Source organism: Wolbachia endosymbiont (group B) of Chorthippus parallelus, assembly GCF_947251815.1.
Taxonomy (GTDB): Bacteria; Pseudomonadota; Alphaproteobacteria; order Rickettsiales; family Anaplasmataceae; genus Wolbachia.
Window position 1 is genome coordinate 1,585,040 of the sequence record NZ_OX366390.1, and the last position, 15,514, is coordinate 1,600,553.

14 protein-coding genes are annotated in these 15,514 nt (G+C 33.7%); 7 read left to right on the forward strand and 7 right to left on the reverse strand.

All coding sequences use genetic code 11. The annotated features are described in order from the left end of the window. Positions 1–98: 98 nt before the first annotated feature. The 7 genes from OPS21_RS07100 to OPS21_RS07130 are packed head-to-tail and all read right to left on the reverse strand — an operon-like array spanning position 99 to position 2,652. The gene (locus OPS21_RS07100; RefSeq protein WP_039950889.1) at positions 99–401 is read right to left on the reverse strand and encodes a cation:proton antiporter subunit C; all 303 of its coding nucleotides are present in this window, start codon (positions 399–401) and stop codon (positions 99–101) included. Continuing rightward, positions 401–817 carry a Na(+)/H(+) antiporter subunit B gene (locus OPS21_RS07105; protein WP_264336551.1) on the reverse strand — a complete coding sequence of 139 codons (417 nt, stop codon included), beginning with the start codon at positions 815–817 and terminating at the stop codon, positions 401–403. The genes OPS21_RS07100 and OPS21_RS07105 overlap by 1 nt, the downstream gene beginning before the upstream one ends. Continuing rightward, entirely contained in the window at positions 810–1,337 is a 528-nt protein-coding gene (locus OPS21_RS07110) for a DUF4040 domain-containing protein (RefSeq protein WP_264336550.1), read from the reverse strand. Before OPS21_RS07110 ends, OPS21_RS07105 begins: the two co-directional genes overlap by 8 nt. 11 nt (positions 1,338–1,348) lie before the next feature. After that, entirely contained in the window at positions 1,349–1,621 is a 273-nt protein-coding gene (locus OPS21_RS07115) for a monovalent cation/H(+) antiporter subunit G (protein ID WP_006015677.1), read from the reverse strand. A gap of 6 nt (positions 1,622–1,627) precedes the next feature. Continuing rightward, complete coding sequence (locus OPS21_RS07120; RefSeq protein ID WP_143689209.1) at positions 1,628–1,873, reverse strand: monovalent cation/H+ antiporter complex subunit F; 246 nt, start codon at positions 1,871–1,873, stop codon at positions 1,628–1,630. A 29-nt stretch (positions 1,874–1,902) separates the two neighbouring features. Beyond that, entirely contained in the window at positions 1,903–2,295 is a 393-nt protein-coding gene (gene rpoZ, locus OPS21_RS07125) for a DNA-directed RNA polymerase subunit omega (protein ID WP_264336549.1), read from the reverse strand. Between the two features lie 60 nt (positions 2,296–2,355). Further along, positions 2,356–2,652, reverse strand: coding sequence for a helix-turn-helix domain-containing protein (locus OPS21_RS07130; RefSeq protein ID WP_264336548.1), 297 nt, complete (start codon positions 2,650–2,652; stop codon positions 2,356–2,358). 941 nt (positions 2,653–3,593) lie between these two features. Between OPS21_RS07130 and OPS21_RS07135 the strand changes: the two genes are divergently transcribed. From OPS21_RS07135 to OPS21_RS07165, 7 genes are all read left to right on the forward strand, one after another. Beyond that, positions 3,594–4,538: an IS110 family RNA-guided transposase gene (locus OPS21_RS07135; protein ID WP_264336326.1), complete on the forward strand. Its 945-nt coding sequence runs from the start codon at positions 3,594–3,596 to the stop codon at positions 4,536–4,538. A 391-nt stretch (positions 4,539–4,929) separates the two neighbouring features. Further along, entirely contained in the window at positions 4,930–5,430 is a 501-nt protein-coding gene (gene purE, locus OPS21_RS07140) for a 5-(carboxyamino)imidazole ribonucleotide mutase (protein WP_143689212.1), read from the forward strand. After that, complete coding sequence (gene mutL, locus OPS21_RS07145) at positions 5,430–7,259, forward strand: DNA mismatch repair endonuclease MutL (protein WP_264336790.1); 1,830 nt, start codon at positions 5,430–5,432, stop codon at positions 7,257–7,259. The genes purE and mutL overlap by 1 nt, the downstream gene beginning before the upstream one ends. A gap of 407 nt (positions 7,260–7,666) precedes the next feature. Beyond that, positions 7,667–8,692, forward strand: coding sequence for an FtsH protease activity modulator HflK (hflK, locus tag OPS21_RS07150; protein WP_264336547.1), 1,026 nt, complete (start codon positions 7,667–7,669; stop codon positions 8,690–8,692). A gap of 2 nt (positions 8,693–8,694) precedes the next feature. Further along, positions 8,695–9,567 (forward strand): protease modulator HflC, encoded by an 873-nt coding sequence (hflC, locus tag OPS21_RS07155; protein ID WP_264330795.1) that lies wholly within the window; start codon positions 8,695–8,697, stop codon positions 9,565–9,567. Positions 9,568–9,570: 3 nt separating this feature from the next. Next, a complete protein-coding gene (locus OPS21_RS07160; protein WP_264336546.1) occupies positions 9,571–11,034 on the forward strand; it encodes a DegQ family serine endoprotease in 1,464 nt (487 codons plus the stop codon). 352 nt (positions 11,035–11,386) lie between these two features. Beyond that, the gene (locus OPS21_RS07165) at positions 11,387–15,514 is read left to right on the forward strand and encodes a collagen-like protein (RefSeq protein ID WP_264336545.1); all 4,128 of its coding nucleotides are present in this window, start codon (positions 11,387–11,389) and stop codon (positions 15,512–15,514) included.

Sequence of the window (15,514 nt, forward strand, 5' to 3'; positions counted from 1 at the left end):
ATAAACTTACAATTAGCAAGCTTATAGTTTTATTCTTAATTTATAGTTACTTCCTACTTCATATAGTTCAAGATACTGTCAATTTATTCATACTCTTCTTAATCAACTACTCTCTCCATTCTTACTGCTATGGACAATCCAACTGAAAATGTTGCAATTCCAACCACTATAGCAGTAAGCATTAAGACGTGAGGTATAGGATTGGTATATAAGTGAAAATTTGAAGTCAATATAGGAGGTAAAGAACTTTTTATATATCCCAAAGATATGTAAAATAACAAAACAGATGCTTGTAAGACACTTAATCCCATCATTTTTTTGATTAAGTTTTTATCATTTACAATGATATACAAACCTAGCACCATTAATATAGTAATGCTTACATAATTATATAGAGTCATTATTTTTTCTTACGAGCAAAATTTATATATATGATTAACATGGAAGAAGAGACGGTAAGTAATACACCCAGCTCCACTAAGAAAATACCCAATTTTTGACCTGTCCTACTGTCAGTTGACAATATACTATAGGATAAAAAATTTTGGTCAAACAAAACTGTTACAATACCCGTTCCTCCATAGATTAAAATACCTAGCACGTTAGTAAATTTGATCGTAGAGTAAGGTATTGCTTGTAAAGTTGTAGATATACCAAATAACATTGAATATAATATTATCCCAGAAGCAACAATTATTCCTGCCTGAAAACCTCCACCTGGAGTGTAGTCACCGTGAAACTGTATGTATAAACCAAATAAAATGATAAAAGGTATCATCAAAAATGTTACTACACTTAACACCGGATCTTTAATCACTTTCTTTCTCTTCTTTTAATATTAACATTATACAAAGTGCGGCAGTAAAAACTACTATAGTTTCTCCAAATGTGTCATATCCACGAAAGCTTGCTAAAATAGCTGTCACTATATTAGGAATACCAATAGCCTTTTCAGTATTTTCTACATAATAAGGAGCAATGTGCAAGTGGATTGGAGCATCATGACTGCCAAAATCTGGCAATTGAATCATAAAATATGATAAACATGCAGTCAAAGATAACATAAAAAAAAGTGTGGCGGGGCTATGAGATAAATTTGCTTTGTGACTCTTTACCAAAGAGAGTGCTGCAAACGTAAAGACTGTGCTCAATCCTGCACCAACAGAAGCTTCAGTAATTGCAACATCTGGCGCATTCATAATCAAGTACATAAGTGCAATAAGTGCACTAAATACACACATTAGAACAGCACTTACAACCAAATGTTTCGAAAGAACTATAAAAACTGTAACCGTGAGTAACAGTAAAAGTAATATTAGATTCAGTATTTCCAGCATCTTAACCTTCTTTAATAGTCTTTACTTTTATAATGAGTACGCGCTAAAATATAACTGTTAGTTGAATTGGCTATCCATATTATAAAAATCAATAATATAATTTTAATAGTATTGATTGAAAGTTCATTTTGCCAAGCAAAACCCATCAACAACAACATTGCGCCACTAGAATCTGCAATACCTGCAGCATGTAGCCTAGTATAGAAATTAGGAAATACTATTACTCCTACGCTTGAAATGACTATTAAACAAATACCTAAAAATATGAGAATGGATGCTACCATAAATTATCAAAACAACATTAATCTCATTAGTGCTATAGTTGATATAAAGCTGATGCTAGCATATAGTAATGCTATATCAATTAAAAAAAAATCATTCAGAATAATCGATATTGCTGTTATGAGTAAAACTACTTGTGTTGATAAATTATTGAATGCTAAAACCTTATTGTACACATCACTTGACCTAAATACTATACAACATAACATTACACTCATACAGAATAAAAGGGCATAGATAGCAATACTAATCATTTATAAGCTATTATAACCTCTGCAGATTTCTAAATCGGTACTTCTTCATCATTATCTTGATCATCTATTTCATCATCTTGGCTTTTTTGACTTATATCCAGATTTGTGTTAAATTGATGATCAGAAAAATTTAACAAACTTGCTAGCTTACTTGAACTACTACTATAAGCATTATTTGTGTTTCCTTTCATGTACTCCTTGCACCTTTTCACCAAAAGGTTAAACAACTCATGAGTATTCACCTTCTTTTCTGCTATTTCATATAAAGAAACTATGGTATCCTTATGACCTTCAAACTTAACCATTTCAACGGGATCGCTTGCCCCTGTACTCAAATCATGTGTTCTTTGACTCGCTAGCAGAACCAATTTAAAACGATTGTGTACCTGCTCTACACACTTTTCTACAATAGACTCAACCATAAAATACTACCTTGATAAGCTTTATACTATATCACAAAAAATAAGATGTCAACTTCGCATCTATTGAGATCCAATTCTACATTCTACTTTTTCTTCTTTAGCTTTTACTGATTGATTTTCTGTTATTGTAATTATTATTTCATGATCAAGCTTTTTCAAAAAACCTAACAGTCTCTCTAAAGAAAAACCACTTGTCTTACCACTTTTAATTTGTGACACCTTTGGTTGATCAATACCAAGTTTCTCAGCCGCACAAGCTTGAGTCCAAGTATTTTTTCCTATAATTTTACTTATTATGCCAAGCAATTTTTTTTTTATTGCTTCACTATCCAGATTATTTAATGATATTATTTCCATAATTTTTACTCTCACATACTAACCAGCTATATTAAATATTAAACATAATACTTAATATACCAATATATTAATACTATATAATTTGTCAATAACTATAATGATATACTGATACTCAAAATTTTAAATTGACTATAATTTTTATCAAAATACTAGTAATTTCAAACTATTATTTTGTAAAAAACTTACTATTAAAGAGAATAAGTTGAAATTGCAAAGTTTAAAATACAGAAATAATCATTTTACAAACTCGTTTTAGAGACTGTACATGATCTCAAGAAAGGAATAAAGCACGAGATAGAGTATGTAAATTATGAAAACAGAGCAAGATGAGTAGGAAAAAAACTGAGTAGAGTTCTGTAGAAAGAAACAAAATCAAGAAGATTTAGGATGTATTTTACATAGTGTTACAGGTCCTAAAAAGTGGCTTCAGTGAATCAACAATGTTTTCAAAATGGCAAGATTATTTTAATAAATGAAGTAAAAAACATAGCGGAAGTAAAGAAAGTGTTTTGAAACATATATAAAAAAGTAGTTGCAAAGAAACAAATAAAAGGATGTAACTGTAGAGATCTTTGCCGTATTGTCAAAAGGTAAGTCTCTAATACTCTTATAGAAAAGTGTAGACAATTGTGATAAGCAAAATTCAATACTAGCTTACAAATCGTCTTCTTGCTTCCACCGCTTTGCTTCTAAAAAGATTATGAATAGACCCTTAATATTGTAAGTTAAAAATATGATATAAAGGAGATAAGAGGGAAGATAACCCTACTCACTATAGGAATAGAGTTATCACGGGCGTGTGCGACCGACCAACTGTTGGTATTATAACCGTTCGGATCAAGGTACACTAGCCCATCTCTCGATACGTTTGAATAGTTGCATGGGACATATGTATGCACCCGTTTACAATCTTAAATTAATTAAAACTAATCGAGGTTATTATGATTACATCTTATCAAAATTTTATTGGCATTGATATCGGAAAATTTAAAAATGTTGTTGCAGTTCACAAACAGAAGAACGCTGTCGAATTCGACAATGATACTGCTGGCTGGCAACAATTGTTTCAAGATTTTTCAAATATCTTACCTAATTCTTTAGTAACTCTGGAAAACACTGGAAAATATGAGCTTGGCTTAGCACATTTTCTTGTTGATAAAGATATTGCTGTACATCGAGCTAATACTCGCAAAGTAAAAAGCTTTGTTCTATCTCATGGAACTTTAGCAAAGTCTGATCAATCAGATGCAAGAGCCCTTGCTCAGTATGGGTTTGAACGCTATAGTACTCTATCTCTATTTGCACCTATGTCAAAAGAACAAACAACCTTAGTTGCACTTTGTCAACGTCGTGATGACATTACAAAAATGAGAGCTCAAGAGAAATCTAGGCTTGCAGCACCTGAAAACGACCATATAAAAGAAAGCTGTCAGAAAACTATTGAATTCTTTAATAGCCAGATAGATGAGCTCAACAATACCATACAAAAAATTATTGATGAGAATCCAGAGTTACAAAAGCGCCAAAAAATCCTTAAAACAGTTCCAGGAATAGGTGCAAAATTATCTCAAGATTTTCTGTGTCTAATGCCAGAACTTGGTTATGTAAGTAGGGGAGAAATTGCAAGTCTTGCTGGAGTTGCACCTCATCCGAAAGAAAGTGGTAAAACTATTGGTTATCGCAGAATAAGTGGTGGCAGAAGCAACGTTCGTGAAAAGCTTTTTACAGCTGCGATGTCTGCTTCAAGGTCTAAGTCTGCGCTTGGTGCCTTCTATTCAAGGCTTGTTGGTAAAGGTAAAAAGAAGATGGTGGCTATGACAGCTCTAATGCGTAAAATCATAGTAATTGCCAATGCGAGGCTTAAAGAAGCAGTCAATGTGAATTAAAAAAATCTGCATAGAAAATAGGTTAACGAATATGTGGATAAATACGTCTACACACATTTAAAGTATTTATACACATATTCGTTAACCATAAGATCTAAGCAGTAACTGTTGTTTGATACAAAATTTTTCTATGATTAAGTTAGGGTTTTTATTGTCAAAAATGCACTTTTTACTCGAATAAAAAACAAAATTACAAACAAAAGTTGTAATGAAACTAAATTCAAAAAATTTTAAAAAACATAGTTGATCCGAAATTTATACCTCTATATTTTAATATAGGGATTCATTTCAATTTTTAAAGTTTCTATTTAATGAGAATGCTATATCATATTCGTAATTTAATTTAAATATCTGTTGCTTCTGAAATACTATTTGGTTAGTAAATAAAATCATGTCTAATACAGAAAAAATGAAAAAGGATGTTGCTGTAATTATGGGAAGCGAGTCGGATTATGGCACTATGGTGCATGCTATTAACCTATTAAAAGAATTGGAAATTTCACATGATGTATTTATAATATCCGCACATAGAACGCCAGAGAGACTCTTTAATTTTACTAAGTCTGCTCAAGAAAAAGGCTTTAAGGTTATTATAGCTGGTGCAGGAGGAGCGGCTCATTTACCTGGTATGGTTGCATCGCTCACTTATTTACCTGTTATCGGTATTCCTGTGCATAGCAAACAATTAAATGGGCTAGATAGTCTATTATCTATAGTGCAGATGCCAAAAGGTGTTCCAGTTTCAACAATGTCTATAGGAGAGAGTGGAGCATGCAATGCCGCTATTACTGCTGCATCTATATTGTCGATTTCTAATAGTGAAATTGCAGATAGATTAAAAAAATGGAGAGAGGAGCAAACTCAAGCAGTAAAAGAAAAACCAACATTATAATGGCAATAGTTCTTTTAGATACAAAAACCATAAATCGTATAGCAGCAGGAGAGGTAATAGAAAGGCCTGCAAGTGTGGTAAAGGAATTAGTGGAAAATGCAATAGATGCCAGAAGCTCAGAGATAGAAATTAAGATAGAAAGTGGTGGGCGTAACCTCATTACTGTAATCGATGATGGTAGCGGAGTAAAAAAGGATGATTTAGAACTTGCGTTTATGCGCCATGCTACTTCAAAATTGAGTGACAGTGAGTTGATAGAGATCAAGCATCTTGGCTTTAGAGGAGAAGCTTTGCCTTCAATTGCAGCAGTAAGCAGAATAAAATTATCATCTAAGGCAAGCAAAGCAGATCAAGCATGGTCTATAAGGTATGAGGGAGGAGAAAAAATAGGAGAGCTTGTTCCTTATCCTTTATCGATAGGAACATATATTGAAGTACGAGATTTATTTTTTGCCACACCAAATAGACTAAAATTTCTCAAAACCGAAAGGGCAGAAACACAAAGCATTGTTGATATTGTAAACAACTTAGCAATGATCAATTATGGAATTGAGTTTACTCTTATCTCCGATAATAAGAAACTTCTTAAGTATGCTAAGCAGACCTCATTATTTAGCAGGCTATGCGAAGTAGAAAAAGAATTTCATGAAAACTCTTTGCAAATTAGTGAAGAAGAAGATGGCATTAGACTTACAGGATACATCTGTAAACCTACTCTCAATCGTAGCAATTCAACTCAGATCTATACATTTGTTAATGGTAGACCAATTAAAGACAATCTACTTATTGGCGCAATCCGTTATGCGTATCATGATCTTATTCCAAGCAATAGATATCCCTTTGCAGCGTTGCACTTAGAGATACCGTATGATCAAGTAGATGTAAATGTGCATCCAAATAAATCAGAGGTAAGGTTTCAGAACAAGAGGCTAATATATGAAATAGTGAGAAGAGGGCTAATAAAAGTATTATCAAAGAGAATAGATCTTGCAGAAACTGTGGTGAGCCAGACTGAGATAACAAGGAATCATCTATCATCAGATCCTTTTAGTAGGTCTAGTCTTAAAAATGAATTTTATGGAAGAAGGTCTGATCCTTTTGAAAACCAGTTAATGAGAGAATTTACTTCTCCAAATATAGAGACAAAAAGCTTATCAGAACATTCAAAATCGTTTGATTATACTGGTATGCAAAAATCTCCTCCGCGAGCGGAAACTACAATTTTGGAAAAGAAACAAACCGATCTAATAAGGGACTATCCACTTGGGTTTGCACACTGTCAAATCTACAATACTTATATTATTGCCGAGGTAAGAGACAAACTAATTATAGTAGATCAGCATGCAGCCCATGAAAGACTAGTATACGAGTGCTTAAAGGAGAAATCAAGTATAAAAAGACAAAAACTTCTTTTGCCTGAAATGGTTGAAATCAAAAATCAAGCTGGAATGGAGATGATTAAAACTTATAAAGATAAACTTTTTGAGATGGGTTTTGAGATTGAAATTAAATCAGAAAATAAGATCATAGTAAAAGAAGTGCCTGCAATCTTAGGAACAGTAGACACAAAGAGAATGCTCATTGATATAGTGGATAGACTAACAGAAATAGAAGATATATTACCTATAGAGGATAAGGTGAATAAAATACTAGCCACAATTGCTTGTTATGGATCAATAAGAGCAGGCAGAAAGATGAAATTGGAGGAGATGAATGAATTATTGAGGCAAATGGAAAAGACACCTTATTCTGGACAATGTAATCACGGAAGGCCAACCTATATAGAAATGAAATTAAGCGATATTGAAAAGTTATTTGAGCGAAGGTGAGAAGTTATCACAAATATGTATAGATTATACAACCCTAGTTTCGTCATCTCAAAACTCAGATACACAATTGTTTGAACATTGCAATTTGCAGGTAATTTGCATAGTAGATAATGTCATTCCATCACTTGACAATGATTTATTACGCAGCTACTTGATTAAAATTAAGTTTCCTAAATCCCAGGCATTGTCTTTTATGTTAATAATTAATATACAACTAAAAATACTTATCAAAAACGACAATAAAGAGTTTAAAAAAAGCCAGAAAATTCTATAGAATCAACCGTACTATATAGAGAAAAGAAAGTGTATGATAATATTCTTCGTTTCAATTTGCAAACAAAATAGTTTTGCATTTTTCGATAAGATTAAGTAATATCAGCGTATTAGTTATACAATTAATAATTTTTATGGATGAGCGTAATCCTTGGAATCTTGGAAAGAAACCGTCAGGTCCAAGTAATGAAGATATTTTAAGTAAAGCTGTGTCTGATATAAGATGCTTTTTTAATGGCTTAACCAGAAATAGAGGGAAAAAACCTTATTTCATCATTTTCATTGTTTTGTTGTTTTATTTTTGTACTGGTTTCTATATTGTCCATCCGAGTGAGGAAGGTATAGAACTTACTTTTGGCAAATATTCCAATACAGAAACATCTGGTTTGCGTTATCACTTTCCCTACCCTATTGGTAAGGTTTTTAAAGTGAATGTTAAAGAAGTAAATCGTGAAGAAATTGGGATAAGCAGCTCTTATGGGCGAGATACAGATCGTGGTGAAGGAGTGATGCTTACCGGAGATGAGAATATAGTCAACGTTAACTTTGAGGTCCAGTGGCGAGTTAGAGATGCCAAAGATTATTTATTCAAAGTGCGGGATTATAAACCTGGTTTCAGCGTTAAAAATGCTGCTGAAAGTGCTATGAGAGAAATAATAGGTAAAAATACGATCTCTTTTGCACTCGAAGGTCAAGGTAGGGCTGAAATCTCCAGAGATACTAGAATTTTATTGCAACAGATTCTTGATGGATATCAAATGGGTATAGAAATTTTATCTGTTCAAATGAAAAAAATTGACCCACCAGAAAAAGTGATTAGCTCATTTAGGGATGTACAAAGTGCTCGTGCAGATAAGGAGCGTACTATAAACGAAGCATATGCTTACAGTAATGATATTATACCTCGTGCAAAAGGTGAGGCAATAAAGATAAAGTTAGATGCAGAAGCATATGAGAACGAAATAATAAATGAAGCGAAAGGTAATGCAAATCGCTTTTTATCTCTTTATGAAGAATATAGACAAAATCCTTCTCTTGTTAAGAATCGTATTTATCTTGAAACTATGGAAAATATTTTCAGCAAGGTAGATAAGTTTGTTATAACAGACGATCTGAAAGGTATGTTCTCTTATTTACCTCTTACAAATTTAGGGAAATAGTCATGAGTAGTAATATTAAAATTGTTTTTGCTTTTATATTTGTTGTATTATTGATTGCCTTATCTAATTCAATCTTCGTTGTTCAAGAAACAAAACAAGCGATAGTTATACAACTTGGTAAAGTCGTAAAAGATGTTAGGGACAGTGGTTTATATTTTAAGCTACCATTTATAAATAACGTAGAATTTCTTGATAAGAGAATTTTAGATCTAAGTCCTGATAAAACTCCAAGGGAAGTGATAACTGCAGATCAAAAGCGTATTATAGTAGATGCTTATGCAAAATATAAAATAATAGATCCTATCACTTTTTATCAAACTGTGAAAAATGAATCAGGGCTAGTTAGAAGATTATATCCTGTCATAGAAGCTCACATAAGGGAGAATATAGGAAGATTTTCATTAATTAGTTTATTGAATGAAAAGAGATCAGAAGTTATGCAATTAATTCAACGTGGAGTTTATTCTGAAGCTGGAAAATTTGGCATAGAAATAATAGATGTAAGAATTAAGAGAGCAGATCTACCAGAAGAAAATAGTTCTGCAATATTTCGCCGCATGCAAACTGAAAGGGAAAAGGAAGCAAAAGAAATTAGAGCAGAAGGAGAACAAGCTGGACAAGAAATTAGATCAAAAGCTGATAAATTAAAAAGGGGAATTGTCTCTAGTGCAGTAAAAGAATCACATGAAATAAGAGGCCGTGGTTATGCTGAAGCAACTAGAATCTATAATGAGGCATTTAAGGCTGATGAAGAGTTCTTTAACTTTTATCGCTCTATGAAAGCTTACAATAAATCATTTGCTGAGGGTAATACTAAATTTGTGCTTTCACCAAATAATAATTTCTTAGATATTTTGAACAAGGGATGGAAATAGTTTATGAAAAGTAAAGCATTTATTTTATCTATATTTGCATATTTTTTAATTTCATTTTCTTCATATGCTAATCTGTTTGCAAAAACAGTTGCAGATCCTGTATGTAGTTGTAATAAAGGGCTTGCTGATATAGTGGAAGAACTTATTCCCGCAGTTGTAAATATTTCAAGTGAGCAAATAGTTAAGCAAGAAAATAACAGTAGAACTAAAATTCCCTTTACGCCAAGAAATAATTTCTTTGATGACTTTAGAGAATTTTTCGAGCATTTTGATCAATTTTTTGATAGAGCTCCTAGCATTAATAGAGAAGTGACGTTACTTGGGTCTGGATTTATTATAGATAAAAGTGGAACCATAGTAACCAACTATCACGTTATTAAAAATGCCCAAGATATTACAGTTACTATGAACGATAATACTTATTTCAAAGCAGAAGTTTTAGGCTATGATGCAAAAACTGATCTTGCTGTGCTTAAGATTAATTCTGATAAAGATCTTCCTTTTGTTGAATTTGGTAATTCTGATAAAGCAAGAGTTGGTGATACAGTTATTGCAATAGGCAACCCTTTTGGTTTGGGTGGCTCTGTAAGTACAGGAATTGTGTCTGCAAGATCTAGAGACATTAGTATTGGTACTATGAATGAATTTATTCAAACTGATGCTGCAATTAATAGAGGTAACTCAGGGGGACCACTATTTCATCTAAATGGAAAAGTTATAGGCATTAATACTGCTATTTATTCCCCATCTGAGTCTGGCGGTAACGTGGGTATAGGCTTTGCTATACCATCTAATCTAGCTATTTCAATTATTGACACATTAAAAAGTGGTAAAAAAATAAAACATGGTTGGCTTGGCGTGCAAGTTCAGCCTATAACAAAAGAATTTGCTGAATCCTTGGGTTTAAAAGATATCAAAGGTGCATTAGTTGCAAGCATAGTAAAGGGCAGTCCTGCAGAGAAAGGAGGAATCAAAGTAGGTGATATACTATTAGAGTTTGACGGCAAAAAAATTGATAGAATGACGCAATTACCTCATATGGTTTCACGAACTGAGCCCGGAAAGAAAGTACAGGTTAAGTTACTTAGAAAAGGTAAAGAAGTCAATATCAAGGTTGCAATCGAGGAATCTACAAATGATGATTCAGGTAATAATCAAGAAGAAAATAAATCAACATCTAGTTATATAAGTGGTTTAACCGTTTCAAATTTGCCAAAAGAACTAAAAAATAATGCACCCACAAAGGGTGTAGTAGTTACTAGTGTAGATAGTAGTAGTAATTCTACACTACGTGTTATTAAGAAAGGTGATATAATTATTCAACTAGATGGAATCGATATTGAAAATACTAATGATTTTCAAAAACAAATTGATTCAGCAGTAAAGAAAGACGGCAAAGATTCAGTAATGTTGCTTATTTACCGCAACGGCAATCAATTTTTTACCTCAATCAAATTGAAGAAGTAGCTATTTATCTAGCTGGTCATGAAAAAATTGCTTGACAAATTTAACTAGCTTCTTTATCCTGAGGATAAGGCTGTTTCTATAGATTAATAGAATTTATTCCTATACTGAAAACGTTTCCAGCGAGATTATGGAAGAACTGGAACGACATCATCTATCAGATGAAAGAGCTATAGTAGTAAGAAATTGGATAATATAAAGCATTTTTGTGCTCAGTTGTCAAAAAATAACTTTCTTTCACAAATTAGTTTATAAGTAAATTAGTATAAAGCATAATCATATTTACTTATCATCATTATTAATCAATAATTAATACCCATAAATTAACTATATCTAATCGCAAAGGGAGGTGGAGATGCGTTTTAAACTAGAAAAAGAAGATATTCCACAAAACGATTGTAATAATAGAATTGGTCGTAGGGTACCTGCACAAATAAGATTAAATAACAAAACAACATTTAGCCTGCCTAGTGTATCTTACATTATCATCGACAACAATATTGGCCTGAGTTTTCAAATTTGGGATTTGAAGCATGACGTGGCAAGTATACTAAACGACTTATCTGAATGGCCACAATTAAAGCTAGAAAGGGTAGGAAATGATTACAAATTCGCTTTAGTTACTACCTCTGATCAACCTTATTATTATTACTATGATGGCAAAAATACTATGATAGATACTATTGATCGTATACCTCATGGTTACACAGATGGTTTCTATGTTAACGCATATAATCGTGAAAGCTGTAGTATTTATTATGAACTGCTAGAAAACAGGAAGGTTTTAATAGATCCAAAAGACATAATTAGTAGCGAAAATGTCAGTCTTATTTTGGAAGATCTTAAAAGTTCACCTGATAAAAGACTCAAAATAAAAATAGGAGACTATTTGTTTAAAGAATCAAGAAATATATACAAATTATATAGGAGCGCTCAGGTATATAATTTAACTGGTGGAAAAGTTGGCATATTGAATGATATCCTTTCAGCATTTACTCGTATAAGCAATACATTCGAGTTATTCCCTTTTCATGAAATGGAGAGCTTGAAAGCACAAGATACCTATTTCGCAGTAAAAAAGTTAGGCAATAGTTATGTTGGTTGCATATCGTATGAAAATAGCACATGCAAAAATTTTTATAATTTTAACCCTAATTCTTTTGGGTATGAGAACGACAATAGACCAGGTCCATATCCTTATTATTATAACTTAGAAAATTTTGATAACTTTTTGGAGGTTGATTTGAATATTCAAGAACATATAAATTTAGAAACAGAAATTGAACTTTTAAAACGCAGAATAGACAGATTAGAACGTACTGGTGTACAAGGTCCTAAAGGTGAGCCAGGTGAAAGGGGACAAAAAGGTGATAGAGGCTTCGATGGAGCGCCTGGTCCTCAAGGTAACAAGGGGGATACTGGATCGTCAGGTGCGCATGGATCAAAAGGCGATCAAGGACCTAAAGGAGAAAAAGGGAATCAAGGCACTAATGGAATAACTCCAAGTATTAATCAAGTTGTTACCGAATTTTCTTCTAACAGAGCCCATCTATATCCTTTAGCAGCAGCTATAATGGAAGAAGATCAGCGTAATTCTATGGGATTTTCAGAAAGAATAGCACATTTTTTTGGTGAGCGTGTAAAGCGAGAAGATTCTTTAAAAGCGTTAGTTAAGGGCATACAAGGTCCTCCAGGCCAAAAGGGTGAACCAGGTCGTAACGGTGAACGGGGGTTAAAGGGCGAACAAGGTTCCAAAGGTAATAAGGGTGACCGAGGTTTTCCTGGTCCAGAAGGTTCTAAAGGAAATACTGGCTCAAAAGGTGAGAAGGGAGATGCCTCAAGTGCTATAGAAATTGCAACTGAATTAGTTACCAGTAAAAAAGCTGAGCTAGGAGAAGCAGTTCTTAACGCAAATGGTATCAAAGGTGAAAATCTTGCAACTCAGATTGCCGGTAAAATTAATCTTAATTCGCAGGAACTTGTGAATAAAATTGATGTAGCAAAACTTACTGAAGGAGTAGTAAGTAAACTTTCTTTAGAGGAAGCAAAAAACATTATAAAAGATACTGTGAGTAAGATAACAAGCGATGCCACAAAGAAAAATAATCCCGATCCTATAGCCTTCCAAAAATATGAAAAATTTGCAGAAAAGCTTGCTAAACTACTTGTTGATAGAAGCAGTATGAGCGAGATAGAAGCTCACAATCTTATAAAAGGTAAGGTGAGCGATTGGGCACTTGCTAAGTATCTTCTGCTTCATAGTGATTTAAATAAGCAGGCAAAGGCTCTAGAAATCGTGAAGCAAGAAATAGACAAGGAAAAATTAGTTGAGTATTTGCTTGAGTATGCCAAATTAAAAGGCGATGTGAATGCAGCAAAAACAATAGTTGAAAATATTGTTCATCAGTTCTTTGACACTAAAAAAGTAGGTGAATTAGGAAGAGCAGTACTAGAAGCAAAAGATGATCAAGATAAAAAAGTGCTGGTAAATGATCCAGTCTTACGTGAAGGAATAGCAGAAGAGTTGAGACAAAATCCAGGAAAGATAAAAGGTCCCAAAGGAGATACTGGTTCTAAAGGTGATAAAGGAGATACTGGAACAGATGGATTGCCAGGTGCACAAGGTCCTAAGGGAGAGCCAGGCATAAAAGGAGAGCCAGGTATAAATGGAACAAAGGGAGATATTGGTCCTAAAGGATTAGACGGAGCCATGGGAATAAAAGGTGATATGGGTGAGAAAGGAGAGATAGGTTCTAAAGGTGACAAAGGAGATACTGGGTCTAAAGGTGATAAAGGTAGAGATGCAAGTCCTGAAGAAGTTGCACAAAAATTAATTAATAATGGCACTATTGCTAATCAGGTGCTTGAATATCGTGACCAAGGCGGAGATTTAGTATTAGAGAAGCAAGTTGCAGGAAGAATTATTAGTAATCAAGATATTCAAACAGGAATAGCCATTGCATTAGCTGATAACAGAATGGAAGAGCTAGCAGATGTGTTACTAAGTGATGCTAATCATACATTAGTAGAAAACCTTGCAAATAATACCGAGCTAACACAAAGCATTGCAGAAGAACTAAGGAAAAATCCAGGAGAAGTCCAAGGTCCAAAGGGAGAAAAAGGAGATATTGGTCCTAAAGGATTAGATGGAGCCATGGGAATAAAAGGTGATATGGGTGAGAAAGGAGAACCAGGTGCAAATGGATTGCAAGGTCCAGAAGGTCCTAAGGGAGAGCCAGGTCTAAGAGGCTTCAATGGTACACAAGGTCTTACAGGCAACAAGGGTGAACCCGGTATAGACGGATTAAAAGGAGATATTGGTCCTAAAGGCATAAAAGGTGAGCCAGGTATAGATGGAACAAAGGGAGATATTGGTCCTAAAGGATTAGACGGAGCCATGGGAATAAAAGGTGATATGGGTGAGAAAGGAGAGATAGGTTCTAAAGGTGACAAAGGAGAACCAGGTGCGAATGGGTTGCAAGGACCTAAGGGAGAGATAGGTTTGCAAGGACCTAAAGGTCAAGTTGGTAGATCTGGTCTTAAGGGTATGCCAGGTCCACAAGGTCCAAAAGGAGATACCGGAGCTCCAGGTGCGAATGGATTGCCAGGTTCCAAGGGAGAAGATGGAATAGGTGCTACATTAGCTGATCAGTTTTTACGTGAGATAAGAAAAGCAAAAAATGAAACTCTGGATGCTAAAAAAGCAGCAGAGGCAGCTAAAAATGCTTCAGAAGGTTTTGCCAAACAAGCTAAAGATACGGAAGATAAGGTTAAAATACTACACAATCAAACAGTGAATCTTACAGGAGAAGCTGAAGATTCTGCTGATCAAGCACTTCAATCTGCAGAAAATGCGGAAGCATTGCATAGTAGCGTAAGAGATATGTTTTGTACAACAAATCCTGCAGATCAAGTTTGTAGTGCACGCAGAAGAAGGAGGGAAACTAAAAAATCATCAGTGACAAGCGGAGCAAGCAGACCAACTTCATTTATATCTCAAGTAATAAATTTCTTTTACCCTGCGGTAGGACAGGACGAATATAAAGTAAAAAATGAAATAGAGGAGCTTAATCGAGTGACAAAAATAATAGATGCAGTAGATATTGTAAAAAAATTTGAAGAAGTATTAGGAGAAACAGCTGTGAAATGCGGCATTTCAAAGAAAAGTCTAAATTTTAATCCAGTAGAACTGCAGTCAACCATTATCAATAAGTCATTATCTAATGATGAAAATCATAATGAGTTGTTGAAGCTCTTATGTGTAGCTGCGAAAAAATCATTACCTGATTACAAACAAACTAGTAAATGTTTGGCTACTTTCAAAGATCATATGGAAAAAAGATTAAATGAGCAGCAAAGAGCTTTCGTTAATACTGAAAAAATAGTGGCAGATAATGAGCAGCCAAGGAGTTTTATGAGTTATGTCTCTCCTCCTAGTAGCCTAAGTGCCATTAATCAGCAAGTTGTTGGTTATTTAAGGTAA

Bases quoted from the DNA above. Each gene is read 5' to 3' on its own strand.
- OPS21_RS07160 (WP_264336546.1), top strand. From the start codon at position 9,571: ATGAAAAGTAAAGCATTTATTTTATCTATATTTGCATATTTTTTAATT.
- purE (WP_143689212.1), top strand. From the start codon at position 4,930: ATGTCTAATACAGAAAAAATGAAAAAGGATGTTGCTGTAATTATGGGA.
- OPS21_RS07110 (WP_264336550.1), bottom strand. From the start codon at position 1,337: ATGCTGGAAATACTGAATCTAATATTACTTTTACTGTTACTCACGGTT.
- OPS21_RS07165 (WP_264336545.1), top strand. From the start codon at position 11,387: ATGCGTTTTAAACTAGAAAAAGAAGATATTCCACAAAACGATTGTAAT.
- rpoZ (WP_264336549.1), bottom strand. From the start codon at position 2,295: ATGGTTGAGTCTATTGTAGAAAAGTGTGTAGAGCAGGTACACAATCGT.
- hflK (WP_264336547.1), top strand. From the start codon at position 7,667: ATGGATGAGCGTAATCCTTGGAATCTTGGAAAGAAACCGTCAGGTCCA.
- OPS21_RS07130 (WP_264336548.1), bottom strand. From the start codon at position 2,652: ATGGAAATAATATCATTAAATAATCTGGATAGTGAAGCAATAAAAAAA.
- OPS21_RS07135 (WP_264336326.1), top strand. From the start codon at position 3,594: ATGATTACATCTTATCAAAATTTTATTGGCATTGATATCGGAAAATTT.
- hflC (WP_264330795.1), top strand. From the start codon at position 8,695: ATGAGTAGTAATATTAAAATTGTTTTTGCTTTTATATTTGTTGTATTA.
- OPS21_RS07115 (WP_006015677.1), bottom strand. From the start codon at position 1,621: ATGGTAGCATCCATTCTCATATTTTTAGGTATTTGTTTAATAGTCATT.
- OPS21_RS07100 (WP_039950889.1), bottom strand. From the start codon at position 401: ATGACTCTATATAATTATGTAAGCATTACTATATTAATGGTGCTAGGT.
- OPS21_RS07120 (WP_143689209.1), bottom strand. From the start codon at position 1,873: ATGATTAGTATTGCTATCTATGCCCTTTTATTCTGTATGAGTGTAATG.
- mutL (WP_264336790.1), top strand. From the start codon at position 5,430: ATGGCAATAGTTCTTTTAGATACAAAAACCATAAATCGTATAGCAGCA.